This window comes from Frankia sp. CgMI4 (assembly GCF_001756285.1).
Classification (GTDB): domain Bacteria; phylum Actinomycetota; class Actinomycetes; order Frankiales; family Frankiaceae; genus Frankia; species Frankia casuarinae.
On record NZ_MAQZ01000063.1, the window covers coordinates 39,662 to 58,355 of the forward strand.

An 18,694-nucleotide genomic window follows, 5' to 3' on the forward strand; every position below is an offset into this window, starting at 1 on the left:
CAGTGCGCGGGCGAGCTGTATCGCTTGCACTAGATGCCAATACCCRCATGGGTCATCCGGCCTACTGTTCCGATCATCCGAGACGGACGACTCGAACAGGCTACGACGCAGGGCGGCGAAGCCGCGCGGCGGGGGATACCCCTGCGCGGTGGAGCCGCCGCCCGCCACCGGCAGATGTAGCCCGGGCAGTCGCGGGCGTGGGGTCCGAATGGGGGATTCAAAATGGCGAATGGCAAGAACGGCCGACGAAAAGGTCCGGTCGCGTGTTTTGTGGCCGGGGAAAAGTTGCGGTGGTCCACCGGTTGGTGGCCGGCGTCCGGTGGCCGGCGGTTGGTGGCGGGTGGATGCAGGCGAGTGGATATAGACGAGTGGTGTGTCAGCCGACGGCCGGTGTCGAGAGCCGGGCCGCCGCGGCGAGGACCGCCGCGCGGTGCCGGCGCCCCGGCGACCGGGTGAGCCGCTCCACCGGTCCCGACAGGGACACTGCCGCGATCACCGTTCCCGTGCCATCGTGCACCRGGGCGGACACGGACGCCAACCCCCTCTCGCGTTCCCCGATGCTCTCCGCCCAGCCACGATCGCGCACCCGGCGGAGGACAGCTTCGTCGAACAGGGCTCCGGCGAGCAGTTCCGGCTCGGGATGCGCCGCGAAGGCGAGGAGGACCTGAGCACCGGACCCCGCGGTCATCGGGAGTGCGGCGCCGACGGGCACGGTGTCGCGCAGGCCGCTGGCGCGTTCGGAGGCGGCGACGCAGTGGCGCAGGGCCCCGCGCCGCACATAGAGCTGGGCACTTTCTCCGGTCACCTCACGAAGCTCRGCGAGAACCCGGCCGGCCCGATCCAGCAGGTCCCACGGCAAGGGGGTCGGGGTCCCCGCGGCGAGCCGCGGCCCGGAGACGAAGCGGCCGTCGGCGGTCCGGCCGAGCAGGCGGTGGACCTCGAGAGCCTGTGCCAGCCGATGCGCCGTCGCGCGGGTGAGCCCGGTTCGGGCCACCAGATCAGCCAGTGACGCCGGTCCCGCCTCGACGGCGGTCAGCACGAGGGCTGCTTTGTCCAGGACTCCGACTCCGCTAAGCTGTTTCACACATTGATACTGTCATCCCACATCATGAGACAACAAGCTGTGGGAGAGGGAAACTCATCACCACGCCAGAAGAGGGGAGAATGGGTTGCCCATGGGGCGCACACTTGCGGAAAAGGTCTGGGACGCCCACGTGGTGCGGCGCGCCGACGGTGAACCGGATCTGCTGTACATCGATCTGCACCTGGTTCACGAGGTCACCTCGCCGCAGGCGTTCGAGGCCCTGCGGCTGGCCGGGCGGCCCGTGCGGCGTCCGGAGCTGACCCTCGCTACCGAGGATCACAACGTCCCCACCACCGACACGCTGGCGCCGATCGCCGATCCGATCTCGGCGGCCCAGGTGGAGGCGCTGCGGAAGAACTGCGCCGAGTTCGGCGTGCGGCTGTACCCGATGAACGACCCGGGCCAGGGCATCGTGCACGTCGTCGGCCCCCAGCTCGGGCTGTCCCAGCCCGGCATGACGATCGTCTGCGGTGACAGCCACACCTCCACCCATGGCGCGTTCGGGGCGCTGGCCTTCGGGATCGGCACCAGCCAGGTCGAGCACGTCCTCGCGACCCAGACGCTGCCGCAGCGCAGGCCGAAGACGATGGCGATCACCGTGGCGGGCGACCTGCCCGTCGGGGTCAGCGCGAAGGATCTCATCCTGGCGATCATTGCGCGGATCGGTACCGKCGGTGGTGCCGGCCACGTCATCGAGTACCGCGGTGCGGCGATCCGGGCCCTGTCGATGGAGGGCCGGATGACGGTCTGCAACATGTCCATCGAGGCCGGCGCGCGCGCCGGGATGATTGCGCCCGACGACGTCACGTTCGAGTATCTCGCCGGGCGGCCGCGTGTCGCCACCGGTGCTGCCTGGGAGGAAGCGGTGGCCTACTGGCGCACCCTCGCCTCCGACTCCGACGCGGTCTTCGACCGGGAGGTCGTGATCGATGCCGCGAGCCTCACGCCCTACGTCACCTGGGGAACCAACCCGGGCCAGGCCGCACCGCTCGGATCGCTGGTTCCCGCGCCCGCCGACTACCCGGACGCGGCCGCGCGGGCCTCGGTCGAACGAGCGCTGACCTACATGGGCCTCACCCCCGGCACCCCGTTGTCCGACGTCACCGTCGACACGGTGTTCATCGGATCGTGCACCAACGGGCGCCTGAGTGACCTGCGCGCCGCCGCCGACGTGCTGCGCGGCCGGCGGGTGAGCGAGGGGGTCCGGGTCCTGATCGTTCCCGGCTCCATGGCGGTGAAGGCGCAGGCCGAGGCGGAGGGGCTCGACGAGGTCTTCCGAGCGGCGGGAGCGCAGTGGCGCAGCGCCGGCTGTTCGATGTGCCTCGGCATGAACCCCGACACGCTTCGGCCCGGCGAGCGCAGTGCCTCGACGTCGAACCGCAACTTCGAGGGCCGGCAGGGGCCGGGTGGGCGCACCCATCTCGTCTCGCCCGCGGTCGCCGCGGCCACCGCCGTGACCGGTCGGCTGACCGCTCCGGCGGATCTGTAGCGCGCCCGGCGTGGATCGTCGGTCCACGCACGACGGCGACCGTCGTTCATCCACGACTTCTTTGAGAGGGGAGCGTTTCCGCGATGGAGGCGTTCACGATTCACACCGGGCGCGCGGTGCCGCTGCGCCGCAGCGACGTCGACACCGATCAGATCATTCCAAGTGAGTGGCTCAAGCGGATCGAGCGGACGGGATTTGGCGCCGGCCTGTTCGCGCAGTGGCGCGCCGACGACGGCTTCGTGCTGAACGAACCAGCGTACGCCGCGGCGTCGATCCTGCTGGCCGGCTCGGACTTCGGCACCGGTTCCTCGCGGGAGCACGCCGTCTGGGCGCTGCAGGACTACGGGTTCCGTGCCGTGCTCTCGCCCCGGTTCGCGGACATCTTCCGCGGCAACGCCCTCGGCAACGGCCTGTTGCCGGTGCAGCTGTCGGCTGAGACGGTCGAGGCACTCACGTCCGCGGTCGAGGCCGATCCCACGATCGAGATCACTGTCGATCTCGTCGCGCGMGAGGTCCGGGGCGCGGGGCTGGTGGCCACCTTCGACCTCGACGACTTCACCCGCTGGCGGTTGATGGAGGGGCTCGACGACGTCGGGCTGACCCTTCGCCACGAAGATATGATCACCTCTTTCGAGGCCGGTCGGCCCGCCTGGTCGCCGACCACCGCCTAACGCCCGGGGCTGTCACCCGGCCACCGGCGTCCGGATGCGCCGGTTCCCGAGCACCGCACCATCCGCGGGGACGGAGTCGGATCCGGTCTCGGTCGGGGGTTCACGGTGGTGCGTGTCGGATCTCACATTCAGGAAGGTGGGATGGGTGGCGGGTGCGCCGGGGGGGCGTTCCCCATCTCTGTGGGGATGAAGCGACTGTCGCGGCCGGCTTCCGGGTAGCTACCCATCGGAGTGGCATCAGCGATGTCGGGGGCATCCGGCTACCAAAGGGTGACATTGCGCCCAAACCAGAAGGCAATTCTCGCTACTGAACGTAATTAATCTGYCGAACGGGCTATGTCGCCCGGACCCTACGCATCCCGTCGCCCACCGGAGCGAACCCGTTGAYGTGCGGGTTTGTGTGACGCGACACGCTCACGGGAATTGCCCTCGACAGTGGAGATGCCTACGGTGCAGCGCAGTGTGATGCCCGATCTGCTCCCCACCCCGCGCCCGCGGGGGGCGTCCGGAGGTTGTTGTGAACAAGTCCCAGTTGGTTGACCGCATCGCCCAGCAGATCGAGGGCGGGCGGTCGAACGCCACCAAGGCCGTCGACGCGGTGTTCGACGCCATTCAGGAGGCCGTCGCGAGCGGAGAGAAGGTGACCATCACYGGCTTCGGCGTGTTCGAGCGGGTGGAACGGGCCGCCCGCACAGGTCGTAACCCGGCGACGGGTGAGCCCGTGCACGTCGCTGCCTCGGTCGTGCCGAAGTTCCGGCCCGGCTCCGAGTTCAAGTCGAGCGTCTCGGCGAGCAACGACTGACCATCGGTGCGGGCGCCGGGCTTACCGGTGCCCGCGCCGCATGGCGTCGGCCATCAGGTCGTGCTGGTAGTCCGACAGGCGAACGTCGTCCGGCCCGGTCGTGCGTCGTTCCCAGCGGCCGTCGGACTGCAGCACCCAGGCGGACACCTCGTCGGAGAACGCATGGTCGAGCATCTGCCGCAGGGTGTCTCGCCGGTCCGGGTGCGGGACGCGCACGAGTGCCTCGATACGGCGGTCGAGATTGCGGTGCATCATGTCCGCGCTGCCGATCCAGAACTCGCCAGACGAGGTGAACTCGAGGACCCGGCTGTGCTCCAGGAACCGCCCCAGGATCGAGCGCACGTGGACCGTCTCCGACAGGCCCGGCACTCCGGGACGTAGGGCGCAGATCCCGCGGACCAGGCAGTGCACGGGTACCCCGGCGATGGAGGCGTGATACAGCGCGTCGATCACCTGTTCGTCGACAAGGCTGTTGACCTTGATGCGGATCCCGGACTCCCCGCCCCCCCGGACAGCCTGGGCCTCGGCTTCGATCCGCTGCAGGATGCCGTCCCGCATGTGCTGCGGGGCGACCAACAGCGAGCGGTACTCCGTCTGTCGGCTGTAGCCGGTGAGGACGTTGAACAGGTCGGTGAGATCCGCGCCCACGCCCGGGTCGGCGGTCAGCAGCCCGAGGTCCTCGTAGAGCCGAGCGGTCTTGGGGTTGTAGTTGCCGGTACCCACATGGCAGTAGCGGCGCAGGCCGCCGCGTTCCTGGCGTACCACGAGGCAGGTCTTGCAGTGGGTCTTCAGGCCGATGAGACCGTAGACCACGTGGCAGCCGGCCCGTTCCAGCTCGCGGGCCCAGCGGATGTTGGCGCTCTCGTCGAACCGGGCCTTGATCTCGACGAGGACGACGACCTGCTTTCCCGCCTCGGCCGCGCCGATGAGGGCATCCACGATGGGGGAGTCCCCGGACGTGCGATAGAGCGTCTGCTTGATGGCGAGAACATGCGGATCGGCCGCCGCCTGCTCGATGAACCGCTGAACGGACGTGGTGAACGAGTCGTACGGGTGGTGGACGAGGATGTCGCCCTCCCGGAGCACGCTGAAGAAGTCCGGTGTCTCGCCGTCATCGGTCGTCAGCCGCCGATGTGTGATCGGGACCCGCGGCGTATCTTTCAGCTCCGGGCGGTCGAGGTCGTAGAGAGCCCRCAGGGTCGACAGGTCGAGCAGGCCGGCGACCCGATGTACCTCGCGCTCGGTGATCTCCAGCTCCCGCATCAGCAGGGTGAGCAGATCATCATCGATGTCGGCGTCCACTTCCAGGCGGACGGCGGGACCGAACCGGCGCCGGGCGAGCTCGCGCTCCAGAGCCTGGAGCAGATCCTCCGCCTCGTCCTCCTCGACTTCGAGGTCGGCGTTGCGGGTGACCCGGAACAGATGGGAGTCGATCACTTCCATGCCCGGGAACAGCTGGGAGAGATGGGCAGCGATCACTTCCTCCAGCGGGACGAAGCATGCGCTCGCCTGGGGGGCCAGACCCCCCGGGACACCGGCCGTGTCGGTAGGCTCCACCGCTACGGGGACCAGCCGAGGAACGTTCTGGGGCACCTTCACCCGGGCGAAGCGGTCGACCTCCCCGCCCGGGTCACGGACCTGGACGGCCAGATTGAGCGACAGCCCGCTGATGTAGGGGAAGGGGTGCGCCGGATCGACGGCGAGGGGAGTGAGCACCGGGAAGATCTGTTCGTGGAAGTAGTGGTGCAGCTGATCACGCTGGGTCTCGGTCAGCTGAGGCCAGAACCGGATGCTGATCCCGGCATGGGCCAGCGACGGCCCCACCTCGTCGGTGAAGCATCGCGAATGCCGCCGGGTGACCTCGGCCGTCATCGTGCTGATGAGATCGAGTTGTTCCCGGGCGGTCAGCCCGTCGGCGGAGCGGACGGCCAGTCCCRTCGCCTCGCGTCGCATCAGCCCCGCGACCCGGACCATGTAGAACTCGTCCAGGTTGCTGGCGAAGATCGCTAGGAACTTCGCGCGCTCCAGCAGGGGCGTGGACACGTCCTCGGCGAGCGCGAGGACCCGGGCGTTGAAGTCGAGCCAGGACGCCTCCCGGTTGATGAAGCGGCCGGCGGGCAGGTCGGACGGCGCCGGCTGACGCGGCGCCTCCAGGGGCTCGAGCAGGCCACTGCGGGCCTTGCGCTGAGGCTGTTCAGGACGGGTCGCCATCAGCTCGCTCATGCCTGTAGATGGTGCCAGTCCCCGATGGACTCGGCAGCATCGATGTGGCATCTCTGGCAGCGGGGGCCGGGCGGGACCCGCATCGCCGGTCTGACCCCGATCCGGACACTGGCAGAGACCGCGCGGCACGCGAAGTATTCGCCTACTCTTTGTGATATAGCGATCACGCGCTACGGTGCCGAGAAGCGCCGTCGCGCTCGTTTGTACCTTATCGTGATGTAGCGGGCCGTTTCCGTGGTCCGGTCGGATCCCTCTGCCCCAGGCGGCCGACTGCCCCAGGCGGCCAGCACAGGGGGAGGAGGGCGGGACGAGGGATGCTCGTCGACGCCGCCGCGATCGCCGCGGGCCTGACCGCGACACTGAGTTGTGCCCGGGCCGGTCGCCGTCTCGGTCGAGTACGGGGCCGCTGGTTGGTGTGGCTGTCCTTCGCGCTGGCGACCTGGACGGTTGGACAGGCCGGATGGATGCTGCACCGCTGGGACGGGGCATCGGTCGGAGGGCGGACGGCGACGGATGCCGGGTATCTCACCGACGCCGGCCAACTCGCCATGCCGGTCCTCGCACTCGCCGCCTTCGCGGCTGTTCCCGCGGGTCGGGCGCGTCGATCACGACCGCGCGCGGGCGTGCTGGCGCCGGCAGGGATGGCCGGCCTCGCCGGGGGCACCCACCGCTGGCCGCCGAGTTCCTCGCGGCTCACCCGCGTCGCCGGGGCGGGCGGCGAGGGGGTGGCCGCCGCCTACCCGCGCGCCAGTCCGGCCACCGCGTTCGACGAGGTCATACTCGGCAACTCCCTGTTYCTGCTCGCCTGGTCCGGGGTGCTCGCCGGGATCGACGAAGTGGACTCCTCCCGCCCGCCGCAGCCGGTGGAGCATCTCCTCGCGGTTGCGCATCCGATCGTCGTGCTGCTATTGATCATCGCATTCCTGCACGTGGCAGGCTTCCGGCAACCGGTGGACCTGCCCGCCGTCGCGATCGCCGGAACCGGACTGGTGTGCCTCGCGGTCGCCGGCGTGTGGATCGTTCAGCTCGACGGCAGGGATCCCACGATGACGGGTTCCTGCTCGGTCGCCGGTGCCCTGTTGATCGTCCTTGCGGCATCGCGTGCCGGCCGGGGGGACGGCCGGGAGAACGGCCGGGAGAACGGCCGGGAGGACGGCCGCCGGTCTCGCCGGTGGCCCGTTCACGGCGAACTGCTCGGATGGCTGTGGCCGGCGGTCCCCTATGTCGCCGCGGCCGTGGTCGCGGCGCTTCTGCTGGGGCGGGCCCACGGCGGAGTCATTCTCGATCCGGTCGAGATTATCGGGGGTGCGACGCTCGTCCTCACCGTCCTCGTCCGGCAGCTGACGACCCTGCGGGTGAGTCAGCGGTTGGCGARCCGGGTCGGCGAGGCCGAGCACGAGGTGCGGCACTGGACATCCCATGACCCGTTGACCGAGCTGGCCAACCGCACCCTGTTCCACCAGCGGCTCACCGACGCCCTCGCCGCGAGCCGCCACGACGGCCGTGACGTGGCCGTCCTGTACTGCGACYTCGACGACTTCCGGGTCGTCAACGACAGCCTCGGRCACGCCGCAGGTGATCATCTGCTGCGCGCGGTCRGGCAACGGCTACGACACTGCGTAGGCACGTCGGACACCGTGGCGAGGCTCGGCTCCGACGAGTTCGCCGTGCTGTTGGACGGTGGGCGGGAACTGCCCGAGACCGTCGCCGAACGGGTCCTGGCCGCGCTGCGCCAGCCGGCGCAGGCCGCCGGTCACCTCTGGCCGGTCCGCGGGAGTGTGGGGCTGGTCGTCGCGTGCCGGACCCAGGAGACCACCGAGGCGCTGCTCCGGCGGGCCGACACGGCCGTCCACACGGCAAAACGAACGGGAAAGAACCGTCTGGTGGTCTACCGGCCCGGACTGTGCCCGCCCAGCGCCGGCACGCACCTCGCCGACGCCTTGGCCACCGCCCTGCGCAGGGGAGGACGGTCGGCCGGCTTCGACGTGCACTACCAGCCCATCGTGCGGCTGCGCGATCGCAGTCCRGTCGCCCTGGAGGCCCTCGCCCGATGGACGGAGCCGGGGCGTGGACCGGTGCCACCGGGCACCTTTGTCGCGGCCGCGGAGGACGGCGGCATCGTCGGCGCCCTCGACGACATGGTCCTCACCCAGGCCTGCGCGGAGGTCGCCGTGGCGTACCCGGCCTCGGCACTGCGGCTGCACGTGAACGTCTCAGCCAGCAGGATCGCCGACACCACGCTGCTCGACAGCGTCGCCCAGGCGCTGGCGGCCAGTCGGTTCGACCCGGGCAGGCTGGTGGTCGAGATCACCGAAACGAGCCGGATTGACGATCTGCGCGGCGCACGCGAGGTGTTGAACGAGGTTCGTGCGCTGGGGGTGGCGGTCGCGCTCGACGATGTCGGTGCCGGCCACAGCACATTGGCCGCCCTCCATCAACTGCCGGTGGACGTCGTGAAGCTCGATCGGACGCTGCTCGAACCACCGCCCAGGGACGGACACCGGGTGGCGACGATGCGTCGATCGATGATCAGTCTCGCGCACGCCCTCGGTGCCGTCGTCGTGGCCGAGGGCATCGAGCGGGAAGGACAGATCGCCGAGCTCGAGGAGCTGGGTTGCGAGCTGGGTCAGGGATACTTCTTCGCCCGACCTGGTCCGCTCGCGTCGCTCACGATCCGGCGCTGGGTTCCGCCTACGATCCCCGGTGGTACGGACAGCCCTGACTCCGCCGAGGTGCCCGATTCGCCGCCGGATCCGCCGGAGTCCTCCGCCACGAGCGGGGAGTGATACCCGGCGGTCAGCGCCGCCCTGGTGGCCCGGCCTACCCCCAGGTCCCGGGCCTGCGCCAGATCCGCCAGCGTGTCGACGTCACGTCGCAGTCCCGGTACCGAGCCACCGAGGGTTCCCGTCAGATCCACCGCTCCGGAGCGACGGTGCGTGGCGTGACTGTGTGGTCCGAATGCGGGCTGCAGGGTGGCGCCGGCCGACGCGGTCAGCAGAACGGTTCCCGTTCCGGTCGCGTCGGCGAGAACCGCTCGACGGTGCTGGCTCGCCTCGGACAGCGCCTGATGCAGCTCGGGGGGGCGCAGCGCGGGAAGGTCGGCGGAGAGGGCAGCCACCGCACGGGTGGGCCAGCGGGCCGAGGCCAGCGCGGCGCCGTGCACCAGAGCGGGATTGAGACCTCGGTCGGGTTCGTCCGGAATCACGACGAGCCGAGCGCTCCTCGCAGCCGGGGAAAGATTCGGTTGATCTGCGCCAATATAGTGGGAATTGAGGAGAGTCGACAGGGCGTGGTCGGCCGTCCGATCGTTCGTTACGATCATCACGGCGCCGACCAGATCGGTCTCGGACTCAAGTACCGCCATCACCGTGTCCAAGGCCATCGCAAGGGCCAGCCGGCTCCGGTCGGGGCGGTCCAGCCGGGTCTTCGCCCGGGTGAGGTTCTTCAGCGGCAGCACGACCGTCCRGGACACTCCGTTTCGTGGGAGCCACACGAAGGCGACCATAGGCCATGCCGACCCCGCGGTGCGCCGGGTCCTGCGTGCGCGGGCTGAACGCCGGAGCCGTGGCGCGTCCCCGGCATGCGGCGCATCCTGCGTGGTACCCGCCAGATCGGCGTCTACGGTCAGAGTGAGGACGCGGCGGACGCGGCGCGATGCGAGGTGTCCAGCCGGCCGGGCGTCGATACCAGGCACGCGATCCATCCGGAGGGCACAATTATTGTCGATTCCCGCCACAAGGTAGAAAACGCCTCGATCGGTGGCGCCTTCCTCGTACCCATCGTCGGGGTCGCGATCACTCCCCCCGCTCGGCCGGACGTTTCCTGGGGAACCAGGTGAGACGGGCCGCGGTGCTTACGGCCGGGTCCTGGGGAAGTGTGTTCGCGAAGGTCCTCGCGGATGCCGGAGCACGGGTCAACCTGGTCGCCCGTGACCCTGAGATCGTCCGGGCGGTCAACACCCGCCAGGTCAATCCGCGCTATCTGCCGGCGATCCAGCTGCCGGACCGGGTGCGCGCGATGTCCGACGCGGGGGAGGCGCTGGCCGGCGCGGAGTTCGTGGTGCTGGCCGTACCGTCTCAGGCGCTGCGCTCCGTCCTCGCCGGATGGGCGCCCCTGATTGGGCCCGACGCCGTCTACGTCAGCCTGATGAAGGGGGTGGAGGTGGGCAGCCAGTTGCGGATGAGCGAGGTCATCACGCAGGTCACAGGCGTGTCGCCGGACCGGATCGCGGTGGTGAGCGGTCCGAATCTGGCGCCCGAGATCGCCGCCGAGCAGCCGGCGGCGACTGTGGTCGCCAGTACCTCGACGAGCACGGCGGAGGCCGTCCAGGCGGCGTGCTGGACGCCCTATTTCCGCCCCTACACCAACACCGACGTGATCGGCTGCGAGCTGGGCGGAGCGATCAAGAACGTCATCGCACTGGCTGCCGGCATGCTGGAGGGAATGGGCTTCGGCACCAACAGCCTCGCCTCGTTGATGACGCGCGGCCTGGCCGAGACCCTCCGACTCGGGGTCGCGCTGGGTGCCGATCCGATGACATTCGCGGGACTGGCGGGACTGGGGGATCTCGTGGCGACCTGCGGCTCCCCGCTCTCGCGCAACCGCACCTTCGGCGAGAAACTCGGGCGTGGCCTCACGCTCGCGCAGGTGGAGGCCGAACAGCAGCAGGTCGCCGAGGGGGTGCGCTCCTGCCGCCCCCTGCTCGCCATGGCCGATGACCTGGGCGTCGCCATGCCGATCACCCGCCAGGTCGAACGGGTCCTCTATGAGGGTCTTCCCCCGATGGAGGCCGTCAAGGATCTGATGAGTCGGGAGCCGGGCCCGGAGTACCGGCTCCGTCCCTGACCTGCGTGTCCCTGACCTGCATGCGCCTGGCCTGCACGCGCCTCACCTGCATGCGCCTGGCCCGGCAGCACCGTCGTTCCGGTCAGGTCGGGGCGTGGTCGGTGCCGGGGGCGAACCCACGGCCTGCGTGTCAATKAACGCTCCGATCGAGCGCAGCTTACCCACCGGGTCCTCGTAACCGCGTTCGAGGAAACGGGTCCCGCGGATGATGCTGGTGCCGTCGGCCACCAGCGCGGCCAGCACGTAGGCAAAGCCGGCGCGCAGGTCGGGGATCGCCAGATCACCGCCGGTGAGGGAGGTCGGCCCGCTCACGACCGCCGAATGCTCGAAGTCCCGGGACGCGAACCGGCAGGCCTTCCCACCGAGGCACAGGGTCGACAGGGCGATGTCGGCGCCCATCTCGGCCAGTTGTCTGGTGTATCCGAACCGGTCCTCGTAGATCGTCTCGTGGATCACGGAGGCACCCTTGGCCTGGGTGAGCAGGACGACCAGGGGCTGCTGCCAGTCGGTCATGAACCCGGGGTGTACGTCGGTCTGCACATGTGACGCGGTCAACGGCTGGGCCCGGAAGAAGGTCATGCCCCGCGGGGTGACCTCGAACTCGCCACCGAGCCGGCGGAGGTGGTTGAGGAAGGTCGCCAGATGTTCCTGGCGGGCACCRACCACCTCCACCCTGCCGTTGGTGGCCACCGCGGCCGAGGCGAAGGACGCGGCTTCGATGCGGTCGTGGATCGGGGCATGGGTGGCTCCCCGCAGTGCGTCGACCCCCTGCACCACGATCGTGCGGTCGACTTCCACGTCGACGAGGGCGCCCATCTGCTGCAGGAACATGATGAGGTCGATGACCTCCGGTTCCACCGCCGCATTCGAGATGACGGTCGTACCCTGCGCCCGGACCGCGGCCAGGAGCAGGTTCTCGGTCGCGCCGACACTCGGGAACGGCAGCGCGACATGGGTGCCGTGCAGACCCAGCGTCTTGACCTGGACGGAACGCAGCTGCTCGACGATCTCCGCACCCATGGCACGCAGGCCGGCGAGGTGGAAGTCGACRGGACGCTTGCCGATCCGGCAACCGCCGGGCAGCGGGATCACGGCTTCGCCGACGCGGTGCAGGAGCGGGCCCATCATCAGGATCGGTATCCGGTTGACCCCGGAGTAGGCCTCGGACAGCGACGCGTCGATGATCTTTTCGGTGGCGAGTCGCACAGTGTGCTCGTCCAGCCACTCCACCTGGGTGCCGAGTTCGGCGAGCATGCCCAGGACCACGTCGACCTCGGCGATCCGAGGCACCCGGGTCAGGGTGCACGGCTCTGGCGTGAGGAGGGTGGCGACGAGCAGCTTGGTGACCGAGTTCTTGGCCCCGGACGCTTCGACCGAGCCGGTGAGCGGAGCGCCGCCGACGATGCGATACCACCGTCGGTCCGTGCTGGTGGATGGTACCACTCCCGAGCTGTGCGCCCCCACGGGCTACCTCCACGGTGATGATGCGGATGCGTGACGTGCGTCAGGTCACGTGCGGCGGGGCGATTGAACCAGACGCCGCCGGCGCGGCCCGAGCCCGGCTCTCAGGCTGCTACCTACGGTGACGATAGCCGTGGTCTACCGGGCCGATCCCCGCGCCGAGCGGAAAGCCGCTGGCCAGGGCGCCACTGACGTAGGCCTTGGCGGCCTGTGCGGCCTCGACGTGACCACGCCCCTGCGCCAGGTGCGCGGCGATCGCGGAGGCCAGCGTGCATCCGGTGCCATGGGTGTGCCGCCGGTCCAGGCGGGGGCTTCGGAGGACGACCTCGGTGGTCCCGTCGGTGAGCAGGTCGACCGCGTCGCCGGGAAGATGCCCGCCCTTCACCAGCACCCAGCGCGGGCCCAGGGCGAGCATCGCCTCGGCGGCTCTGGGCAGGTCGGCGACGTCCAGCACCTCCACCCCGGTCAGCAGACGTACCTCGTCGAGGTTCGGTGTGGCGATGGTGGCGCGGGGCATGAGCTCCGTACGGACCACCTCGACCGCCTCCGGGGACAGCAGGGGGTCGCCGTGCTTGGAGACGCTGACCGGATCGACCACGACGGGTACGTCGAGCCGCGAGAGTTCGGCGGCGACCAGCGAGACCAGAGCCGCGGAGGAGAGCATCCCCGTCTTCACCGCGTCGACCCCGATGTCCGCCACGACCGCTCTGATCTGGGCTCGGACCGCTTCCGGAGGGAGATCCCACACACCATGGACGCCCAGGGAATTCTGTGCCGTCACCGCGACGATCGCACTCATGCCGTGGACGCCGAGGGCGAGCATCGTCTTGAGATCTGCCTGAATGCCCGCGCCGCCGCCAGAATCCGATCCGGCGATCGTCAGTACGCGGGGCGGGGCGGAGCTCGGTTCCGGCGGCGGCTCGCTCCGGATGCTCCGAGCGTTCACGTGTCTCCTATTCTTCGCTCTGGGTAGCTGCGTCGTGGTTGCCATCACAACCGGGTACCGAGCCGGCCAGCTGACCCCCACGATTGGGGTTCCGGATGAGGCCGGGCGACCCCTCGGTCGGTCCCTGTCGGCCGATCTGAGCAAATTCCTCGACCTCGGAGGCTCTCATCCGGGCCGTTTGCCTGTTACCTTCTGTCGGCCCGTAGTTCTGCTCGACGGGCTGTCGACGTCCGACGAGGGAGCGTCTGTGGTCCACGCGTACATCCTTATCCAGACCGAGGTCGGCAAGTCCTCCTCGGTTGCCAAGGAGATCGAGCAGATCCCCGGGGTCACCCAGGCCGAGGACGTCACCGGCCCCTATGACGTCATCGTCCGGGCGGAGGCGGCCACCGTCGATGACCTCGGGAAGATGGTCATGGCGAGAGTGCAGTCGGTCGACGGCATCACCCGCACGCTGACCTGCCCGGTCGTTCACTTCTGAGCTTCTCCGCCGCTGAAGCTCCTCCGTCCCGACGTGGGTCAGGTCGGCTCCGGGACGGGGGACCCGGTGGGCGCTCCCGGCTCCCGGCTCGCGCCCACCGCCGGGGCCGGGCCACCGGTGACGTCGGTGGCGCGCCAGAATCGGGACATGGCCACCGGTGGTGAGCAAGCCGAGCGGGGCCGACGCCCGGCACGGGGCGGGCGCCGGCCGGGGCGGTCATGTCGGTATCCGGTGTTCGTCGCCTCGTGGGTCCTGCTCGCGCTGGTCGGATGCGGCGGTCCCGGATCGATTCGGCTGACCAACGTGCCGATTCCCGCGGAGTCGGTCCGTTCGTCGTGCGTGGACCTGGTCCACGATCTTCCCCCGTCGCTCGGGGACGACCTCGACCGCCGGACACTGGACCCCCCACAGGCCACGGCGGCGGCCTACGGCGCGGCGCCGGTGGTGCTCACCTGCGGCGCGCCCGGTCTTCCGGCAAGCTACCGTCCCGATGCGATGCTGTCCGCCGTGGACGATGTGGGGTGGTTCGCCGAGAACCTGGGCGGCACGACGGTGCGCTATTCCACCCCCACGCGGCAGCCCCAGGTGGTTCTCACCCTGCCCGCCGACGTGYAGGCGTTCGAGGTACTCGTCTCGGTCGCCCCCGCCGTGYGGGCGCACAGCAGGTCGACGACATCCTGAGACGAGCTCCCGGCCATTCCCGCCCGGCGGAACGCCTCCACGCCGTCACGGGCCCGGGTGGCGCAGGTGCCGGGCGGTCAGCGCAGCCCCGCTCCGTCGCGCAGGGCCAGCCTGACGAGCCGGTCCACCAACTGCGGATAGGTGACCCCGCTCGCCTCCCACATCCGCGGGAACATCGAGGTAGGGGTGAAACCGGGCATCGTGTTGACCTCGTTGATGATCACATGGTCGTCGGCCGTGACAAACATGTCAACCCGCGCGAGCCCGGCGCAGTCCAGGGCCTCGAACGCCGCGATCGCCACTCCCCGGACCTCCTCCCGTACCGCGTGGGACAGGTTGRCCGGGACGTCGAAGTGGGTGGCGTCGGACATGTACTTGGCCTCGAAGTCGTAGAAGCCGGCCGAAGACGTGACGGTGATCTCGGYGGGCACACTCGCCTCGGCACCGGGGCCGTCTAGAATTCCGAGGACCCCGCACTCGATCTCGBGGCCGACGATCGCCGACTCCACCAGGACCTTGGGKTCGCTGGCGCGGGCTGCCTTGATCGCGGTGTCCAGGTCCGCCCAGGCCTCGACCCGGCTGATCCCGATACTCGACCCGCCGCGCGCGGGCTTCACGAAGACGGGCAGCCCCAGCCGTTCCTGGTCGGCCCCGGTGAGTGTGTCACCGGCTCGCAGGACGGCGTAGGAGCCGACGGGAAGGCCGGCGGCCCGCAGCAGTGCCTTCATGTGTTGCTTGTCCATGGCGGCCGCGCTGGCGAACACCCCGGAGCCGACGTAGGGCAGGCCGGCCATCTCCAGGAGACCCTGGACCGTCCCATCCTCCCCAAAGGGGCCGTGGAGCAGCGGGAAGACCACATCGATGTCCCCGGGAATGTCGCTGCTCCCGAGAGCGTCGCTGCTCCCGAGGGTGTTCCTGACAGAGTCGAGGCCGCCGCGGGGGCGGCACGGCAACAGACCGGGCGTCGTCGGATCCGCGGCCAGGACGACGCTCTCACCGTGGGCCGCGACGACGGCGGGCAGTCGGTCTCCCGTCACCGCGAGGGCGGTCGGGTCGTCCGGCAGCACGACCCAGCGGCCATGTGTGTCGATGCCGACGGGGACGACGTCGTAGACGTCACGATCCAGGGCTCGCAGTACACCGCTGGCCGATATACAGGAGATCGCGTGCTCGGTGCTSCGGCCACCGAACAGGAGGGCGAGCCGAATCCGACGCCTGGAGCCTGCCATGCCGGGACACTAACGGATCGGCGTCGGTGACCGGCAGCGTACCCGACGTGGATGTGGCCGCGCTCCGCCTCGACCTCCACGGGAGGCCTGTGTCCGGTGACGCCCCGTCCGGCCGGAGTAACGTCCGGCCCGGAGGGCTCAGGCGCGAGAGACCTTGCCCGCCTTGATGCAGGAAGCGCAGACGTTCAGCCGCTTGGGGGTCCCGCCCACGACCGTGCGCACGGTCTGGATGTTGGGGTTCCACCGACGGCGCGTGCGTCGGTGGGAGTGGGAGACCGACATACCGAAGCCCGGCCCCTTGCCGCAGACGTCACACACCGARGACACGAGAAACACTCCGTCGAAGTAGTAGCCGAAGTCGAAGTAGTACTGGTCCCGGTAGGCGTGCCCGGGACGTCAGGGGAGTCAGAACCAGAATCGTACGCAACCCGCGACCCTGACGGCGCCGCCGGGGGACGCGCGCAGTGGCGGCCCGCTTGAGGTTACCCCACCTTCTGTGGTCCAGTTCTGTGGTCCAGATGATGCGGCGGGAGCCGGTGGGTCTCGGTACTGTCGGTGCTCCGGTGCACTATCGGTAATGTGGTCGACCTCGACACGCCCCTGAAGGCCCTCGTCGGCGCGCGTGCCGCCGCCCTCCTGGCCGATGGTCTGGAGTTGAGGCTGGTCGGTGATCTGCTGGGGCACCTGCCCCGCCGGTACCATGAGAGAGGCGAGCTGACGGACCTCGCGGACCTCGTCGTCGGTGAGACGGTTACGGTCCAGGCCCGGGTCGAGAAGACGGAACGCCGCCCGATGCGCGGCACCCGGAAGTCGATGGTGCGCGTGACGGTGACGGACGGCCGGCATTCACTGTCGCTGACCTTCTTCAATCAGAGCTGGCGGGAGCGTGACCTACGTCCCGGGACGACCGCGCTGTTCGCCGGCAAGGTCGACGAGTTCCGCGGGCAGCGTCAGCTGACCAACCCGGAGGTCCAGCTCCTCGAACCCGAGGAGAGCGGGGAAGCCGTCAGCGGTGCGCCGTTCGCGAACGCGCTGGTTCCGATCTACCCCGCCTCCGCCAAGGTGCCGAGCTGGACGCTGGCGAGGTGCGTCCGGCTGGYGTTGGACTCTCTCGATCCCGTCGAGGATCCGTTGCCGGACGATCTCCGCAGCCGGTACCGCCTGCCCGCTCTGGCCGAGGCCTTCCGGCTGGTTCACCAGCCCGCGAACCGTGGTGAGATCGCCTCCGGTCGTCGGCGCCTCACCTGGGATGAGGCTCTGGTGTTGCAGGTGGCGTTGGCCCAGCGGCGTCGTGAGGTGGAGGCGCTGGCGACAACACCCCGGTCGCAGCGTCCGGATGGTCTGCTGGCGGCGTTCGATGCCGATCTGCCCTTCCCCCTCACGACGGGCCAGCGCGAGGTGGGGAAGACGATCGCAGCCGAGATCGGTCGGCCCGTTCCGATGCATCGACTGCTACAGGGAGAGGTGGGTTCGGGCAAGACACTGGTCGCCCTGCGGGCGATGCTCACTGTGGTCGACACGGGCGGCCAGGCGGTACTCCTGGCGCCCACCGAAACTCTTGCCGCTCAGCACAGCCGAAGCCTCCGGGAGATGCTCGGCGATCTGGCCCGGGCAGGGGAACTAGGAGCCGATCATCGGGCCACGCGGGTGACGCTGGTCACCGGATCGATGGGAGGGCGTGCGCGGCGGGAGGCTCTGGCGGAGATCGCGGACGGTTCCACCGGTCTGGTGGTCGGTACTCATGCCCTGCTGCACGATGAGGTGATTTTTAACGATCTTGGTCTGATCGTCGTCGACGAACAGCATCGTTTCGGCGTCGAACAGCGGGACGCACTGCGAGCGCGTGGACGACGTCCTCCCCACCTTCTTGTGATGACCGCGACACCGATTCCCCGGACGGTCGCGATGACCGTGTTCGGTGATCTCGAAGTCTCCGAGCTCACCGAACTGCCAGCGGGACGCTCTCCCATCGGGACGTTCGTGGTGCCGGCGAGCCAGAGATCCTGGACGGATCGAATGTGGGGACGAATCCGCGACGAGGTGGCCGCCGGGCATCAGGCCTATGTCGTGTGTCCCCGGATCGGTGCGGGCGGGGAGGACGGGGGCGGGGAGGATGATCCCGCCGAATCCTCGGCTGCCGGTCCGGATTCGCGAGCGTCCCGACCAGCTGCGACAGTGTGTGAGGTGCTGCCCCTGTTGGTGGATGGCGAGCTTGCGGACCTCAGGGTTGAACCGCTGCACGGTCGTCTCGCACCCGGGCAACGGGAGGCCACCATGAACCGATTCGCGGCCGGCGAGGTCGACGTGCTGGTCGCCACCACCGTCATCGAGGTGGGAGTGAACGTACCGAACGCGACAGTGATGGTCGTCCTGGACGCGGACAGGTTCGGCGTGTCCCAGCTGCACCAGCTGCGCGGGAGGGTCGGCCGGGGCACCGCGCCCGGCTGGTGTCTTCTGCATACAGCGGCCGAGCCGGGATCCCCCGCCTGGGAGCGGCTCAGCGCGGTCGCCGCCACCAGCGACGGGGCGAAGCTGGCCCGTCTCGACCTCGCGCAGCGTCGAGAGGGCGATGTGCTCGGGGCCGCCCAGTCCGGCGGACGACGATCCCTGAAGCTCCTGGAACTTCTTCGTGATGAGGACCTGATCCGCGACGCACGCGAGGAGGCCGGTCGCCTGGTTGACGACGACCCCGGGTTGGACCGGCATCCCGCACTGCGCCGGCTGCTCGACGCGGTTCTCGACGACACCAGTGTCGCCTTCCTCGAGAAGGGATGACCGGGTG

Annotated in this window: 15 protein-coding genes and 1 pseudogene; 9 read left to right on the plus strand and 7 right to left on the minus strand. The window is 69.7% G+C overall.

Going from position 1 to position 18,694, the window contains the following annotated elements:
• Positions 1 to 376: 376 nt before the first annotated feature.
• Positions 377 to 1,084, minus strand: a complete 708-nt coding sequence (locus Manayef4_RS10040) for an IclR family transcriptional regulator C-terminal domain-containing protein (protein ID WP_070131414.1) — start codon at positions 1,082 to 1,084, stop codon at positions 377 to 379.
• A 91-nt stretch (positions 1,085 to 1,175) separates the two neighbouring features.
• Here Manayef4_RS10040 and leuC point away from each other — a divergent pair, with 91 nt between their 5' ends.
• The 3 genes from leuC (at position 1,176) to Manayef4_RS10055 (ending at position 4,046) form a co-directional block, all read left to right on the plus strand.
• Positions 1,176 to 2,573: a 3-isopropylmalate dehydratase large subunit gene (gene leuC / locus Manayef4_RS10045; protein ID WP_070131415.1), complete on the plus strand. Its 1,398-nt coding sequence runs from the start codon at positions 1,176 to 1,178 to the stop codon at positions 2,571 to 2,573.
• Between the two features lie 83 nt (positions 2,574 to 2,656).
• Positions 2,657 to 3,244, plus strand: a complete 588-nt coding sequence (gene leuD / locus Manayef4_RS10050; RefSeq protein ID WP_011437996.1) for a 3-isopropylmalate dehydratase small subunit — start codon at positions 2,657 to 2,659, stop codon at positions 3,242 to 3,244.
• Positions 3,245 to 3,761: 517 nt separating this feature from the next.
• The gene (locus Manayef4_RS10055) at positions 3,762 to 4,046 is read left to right on the plus strand and encodes an HU family DNA-binding protein (protein WP_011437995.1); all 285 of its coding nucleotides are present in this window, start codon (positions 3,762 to 3,764) and stop codon (positions 4,044 to 4,046) included.
• 21 nt (positions 4,047 to 4,067) lie between these two features.
• On the opposite strand, the gene Manayef4_RS10060 is transcribed toward Manayef4_RS10055, so the two are convergent.
• The gene (locus Manayef4_RS10060; protein WP_070131416.1) at positions 4,068 to 6,269 is read right to left on the minus strand and encodes an RNA degradosome polyphosphate kinase; all 2,202 of its coding nucleotides are present in this window, start codon (positions 6,267 to 6,269) and stop codon (positions 4,068 to 4,070) included.
• A 314-nt stretch (positions 6,270 to 6,583) separates the two neighbouring features.
• On the opposite strand from Manayef4_RS10060, the gene Manayef4_RS10065 reads away from it, so the two are divergent.
• Entirely contained in the window at positions 6,584 to 9,055 is a 2,472-nt protein-coding gene (locus tag Manayef4_RS10065) for an EAL domain-containing protein (protein WP_070131417.1), read from the plus strand.
• 35 nt (positions 9,056 to 9,090) lie between these two features.
• On the opposite strand, the pseudogene cofC reads toward Manayef4_RS10065, so the two are convergent.
• A pseudogene (gene cofC, locus Manayef4_RS22815) lies at positions 9,091 to 9,774 on the minus strand (2-phospho-L-lactate guanylyltransferase); the annotation flags it as partial.
• A 75-nt stretch (positions 9,775 to 9,849) separates the two neighbouring features.
• Between cofC and Manayef4_RS10070 the strand changes: the two are divergent.
• Together Manayef4_RS10070 and Manayef4_RS10075 are read left to right on the plus strand one after the other, a co-directional pair.
• On the plus strand, positions 9,850 to 10,107 hold the full coding sequence (locus Manayef4_RS10070; RefSeq protein WP_011437991.1) for a hypothetical protein: 258 nt from the start codon (positions 9,850 to 9,852) through the stop codon (positions 10,105 to 10,107).
• Positions 10,104 to 11,114, plus strand: coding sequence for an NAD(P)H-dependent glycerol-3-phosphate dehydrogenase (locus Manayef4_RS10075; protein ID WP_011437990.1), 1,011 nt, complete (start codon positions 10,104 to 10,106; stop codon positions 11,112 to 11,114). Before Manayef4_RS10070 ends, Manayef4_RS10075 begins: the two co-directional genes overlap by 4 nt.
• 42 nt (positions 11,115 to 11,156) lie before the next feature.
• Here Manayef4_RS10075 and murA read toward each other — a convergent pair whose 3' ends face one another.
• Together murA and thiD are read right to left on the minus strand one after the other, a co-directional pair.
• On the minus strand, positions 11,157 to 12,578 hold the full coding sequence (murA, locus tag Manayef4_RS10080; protein ID WP_070131418.1) for a UDP-N-acetylglucosamine 1-carboxyvinyltransferase: 1,422 nt from the start codon (positions 12,576 to 12,578) through the stop codon (positions 11,157 to 11,159).
• Positions 12,579 to 12,687: 109 nt separating this feature from the next.
• Complete coding sequence (gene thiD, locus Manayef4_RS10085) at positions 12,688 to 13,521, minus strand: bifunctional hydroxymethylpyrimidine kinase/phosphomethylpyrimidine kinase (protein WP_011437988.1); 834 nt, start codon at positions 13,519 to 13,521, stop codon at positions 12,688 to 12,690.
• A gap of 247 nt (positions 13,522 to 13,768) precedes the next feature.
• Here thiD and Manayef4_RS10090 point away from each other — a divergent pair, with 247 nt between their 5' ends.
• A complete protein-coding gene (locus Manayef4_RS10090; protein ID WP_011437987.1) occupies positions 13,769 to 14,002 on the plus strand; it encodes an Lrp/AsnC ligand binding domain-containing protein in 234 nt (77 codons plus the stop codon).
• A gap of 66 nt (positions 14,003 to 14,068) precedes the next feature.
• Positions 14,069 to 14,683, plus strand: coding sequence for a DUF3515 family protein (locus Manayef4_RS10095; protein ID WP_254665567.1), 615 nt, complete (start codon positions 14,069 to 14,071; stop codon positions 14,681 to 14,683).
• A 77-nt stretch (positions 14,684 to 14,760) separates the two neighbouring features.
• Here Manayef4_RS10095 and Manayef4_RS10100 read toward each other — a convergent pair whose 3' ends face one another.
• On the minus strand, positions 14,761 to 15,912 hold the full coding sequence (locus Manayef4_RS10100; protein WP_070131420.1) for a D-alanine--D-alanine ligase family protein: 1,152 nt from the start codon (positions 15,910 to 15,912) through the stop codon (positions 14,761 to 14,763).
• A 138-nt stretch (positions 15,913 to 16,050) separates the two neighbouring features.
• Positions 16,051 to 16,239, minus strand: coding sequence for a 50S ribosomal protein L28 (gene rpmB / locus Manayef4_RS10105; RefSeq protein ID WP_011437984.1), 189 nt, complete (start codon positions 16,237 to 16,239; stop codon positions 16,051 to 16,053).
• A gap of 252 nt (positions 16,240 to 16,491) precedes the next feature.
• On the opposite strand from rpmB, the gene recG reads away from it, so the two are divergent.
• Positions 16,492 to 18,687, plus strand: a complete 2,196-nt coding sequence (gene recG, locus Manayef4_RS10110; RefSeq protein WP_070131437.1) for an ATP-dependent DNA helicase RecG — start codon at positions 16,492 to 16,494, stop codon at positions 18,685 to 18,687.
• Positions 18,688 to 18,694 lie beyond the last annotated feature (7 nt).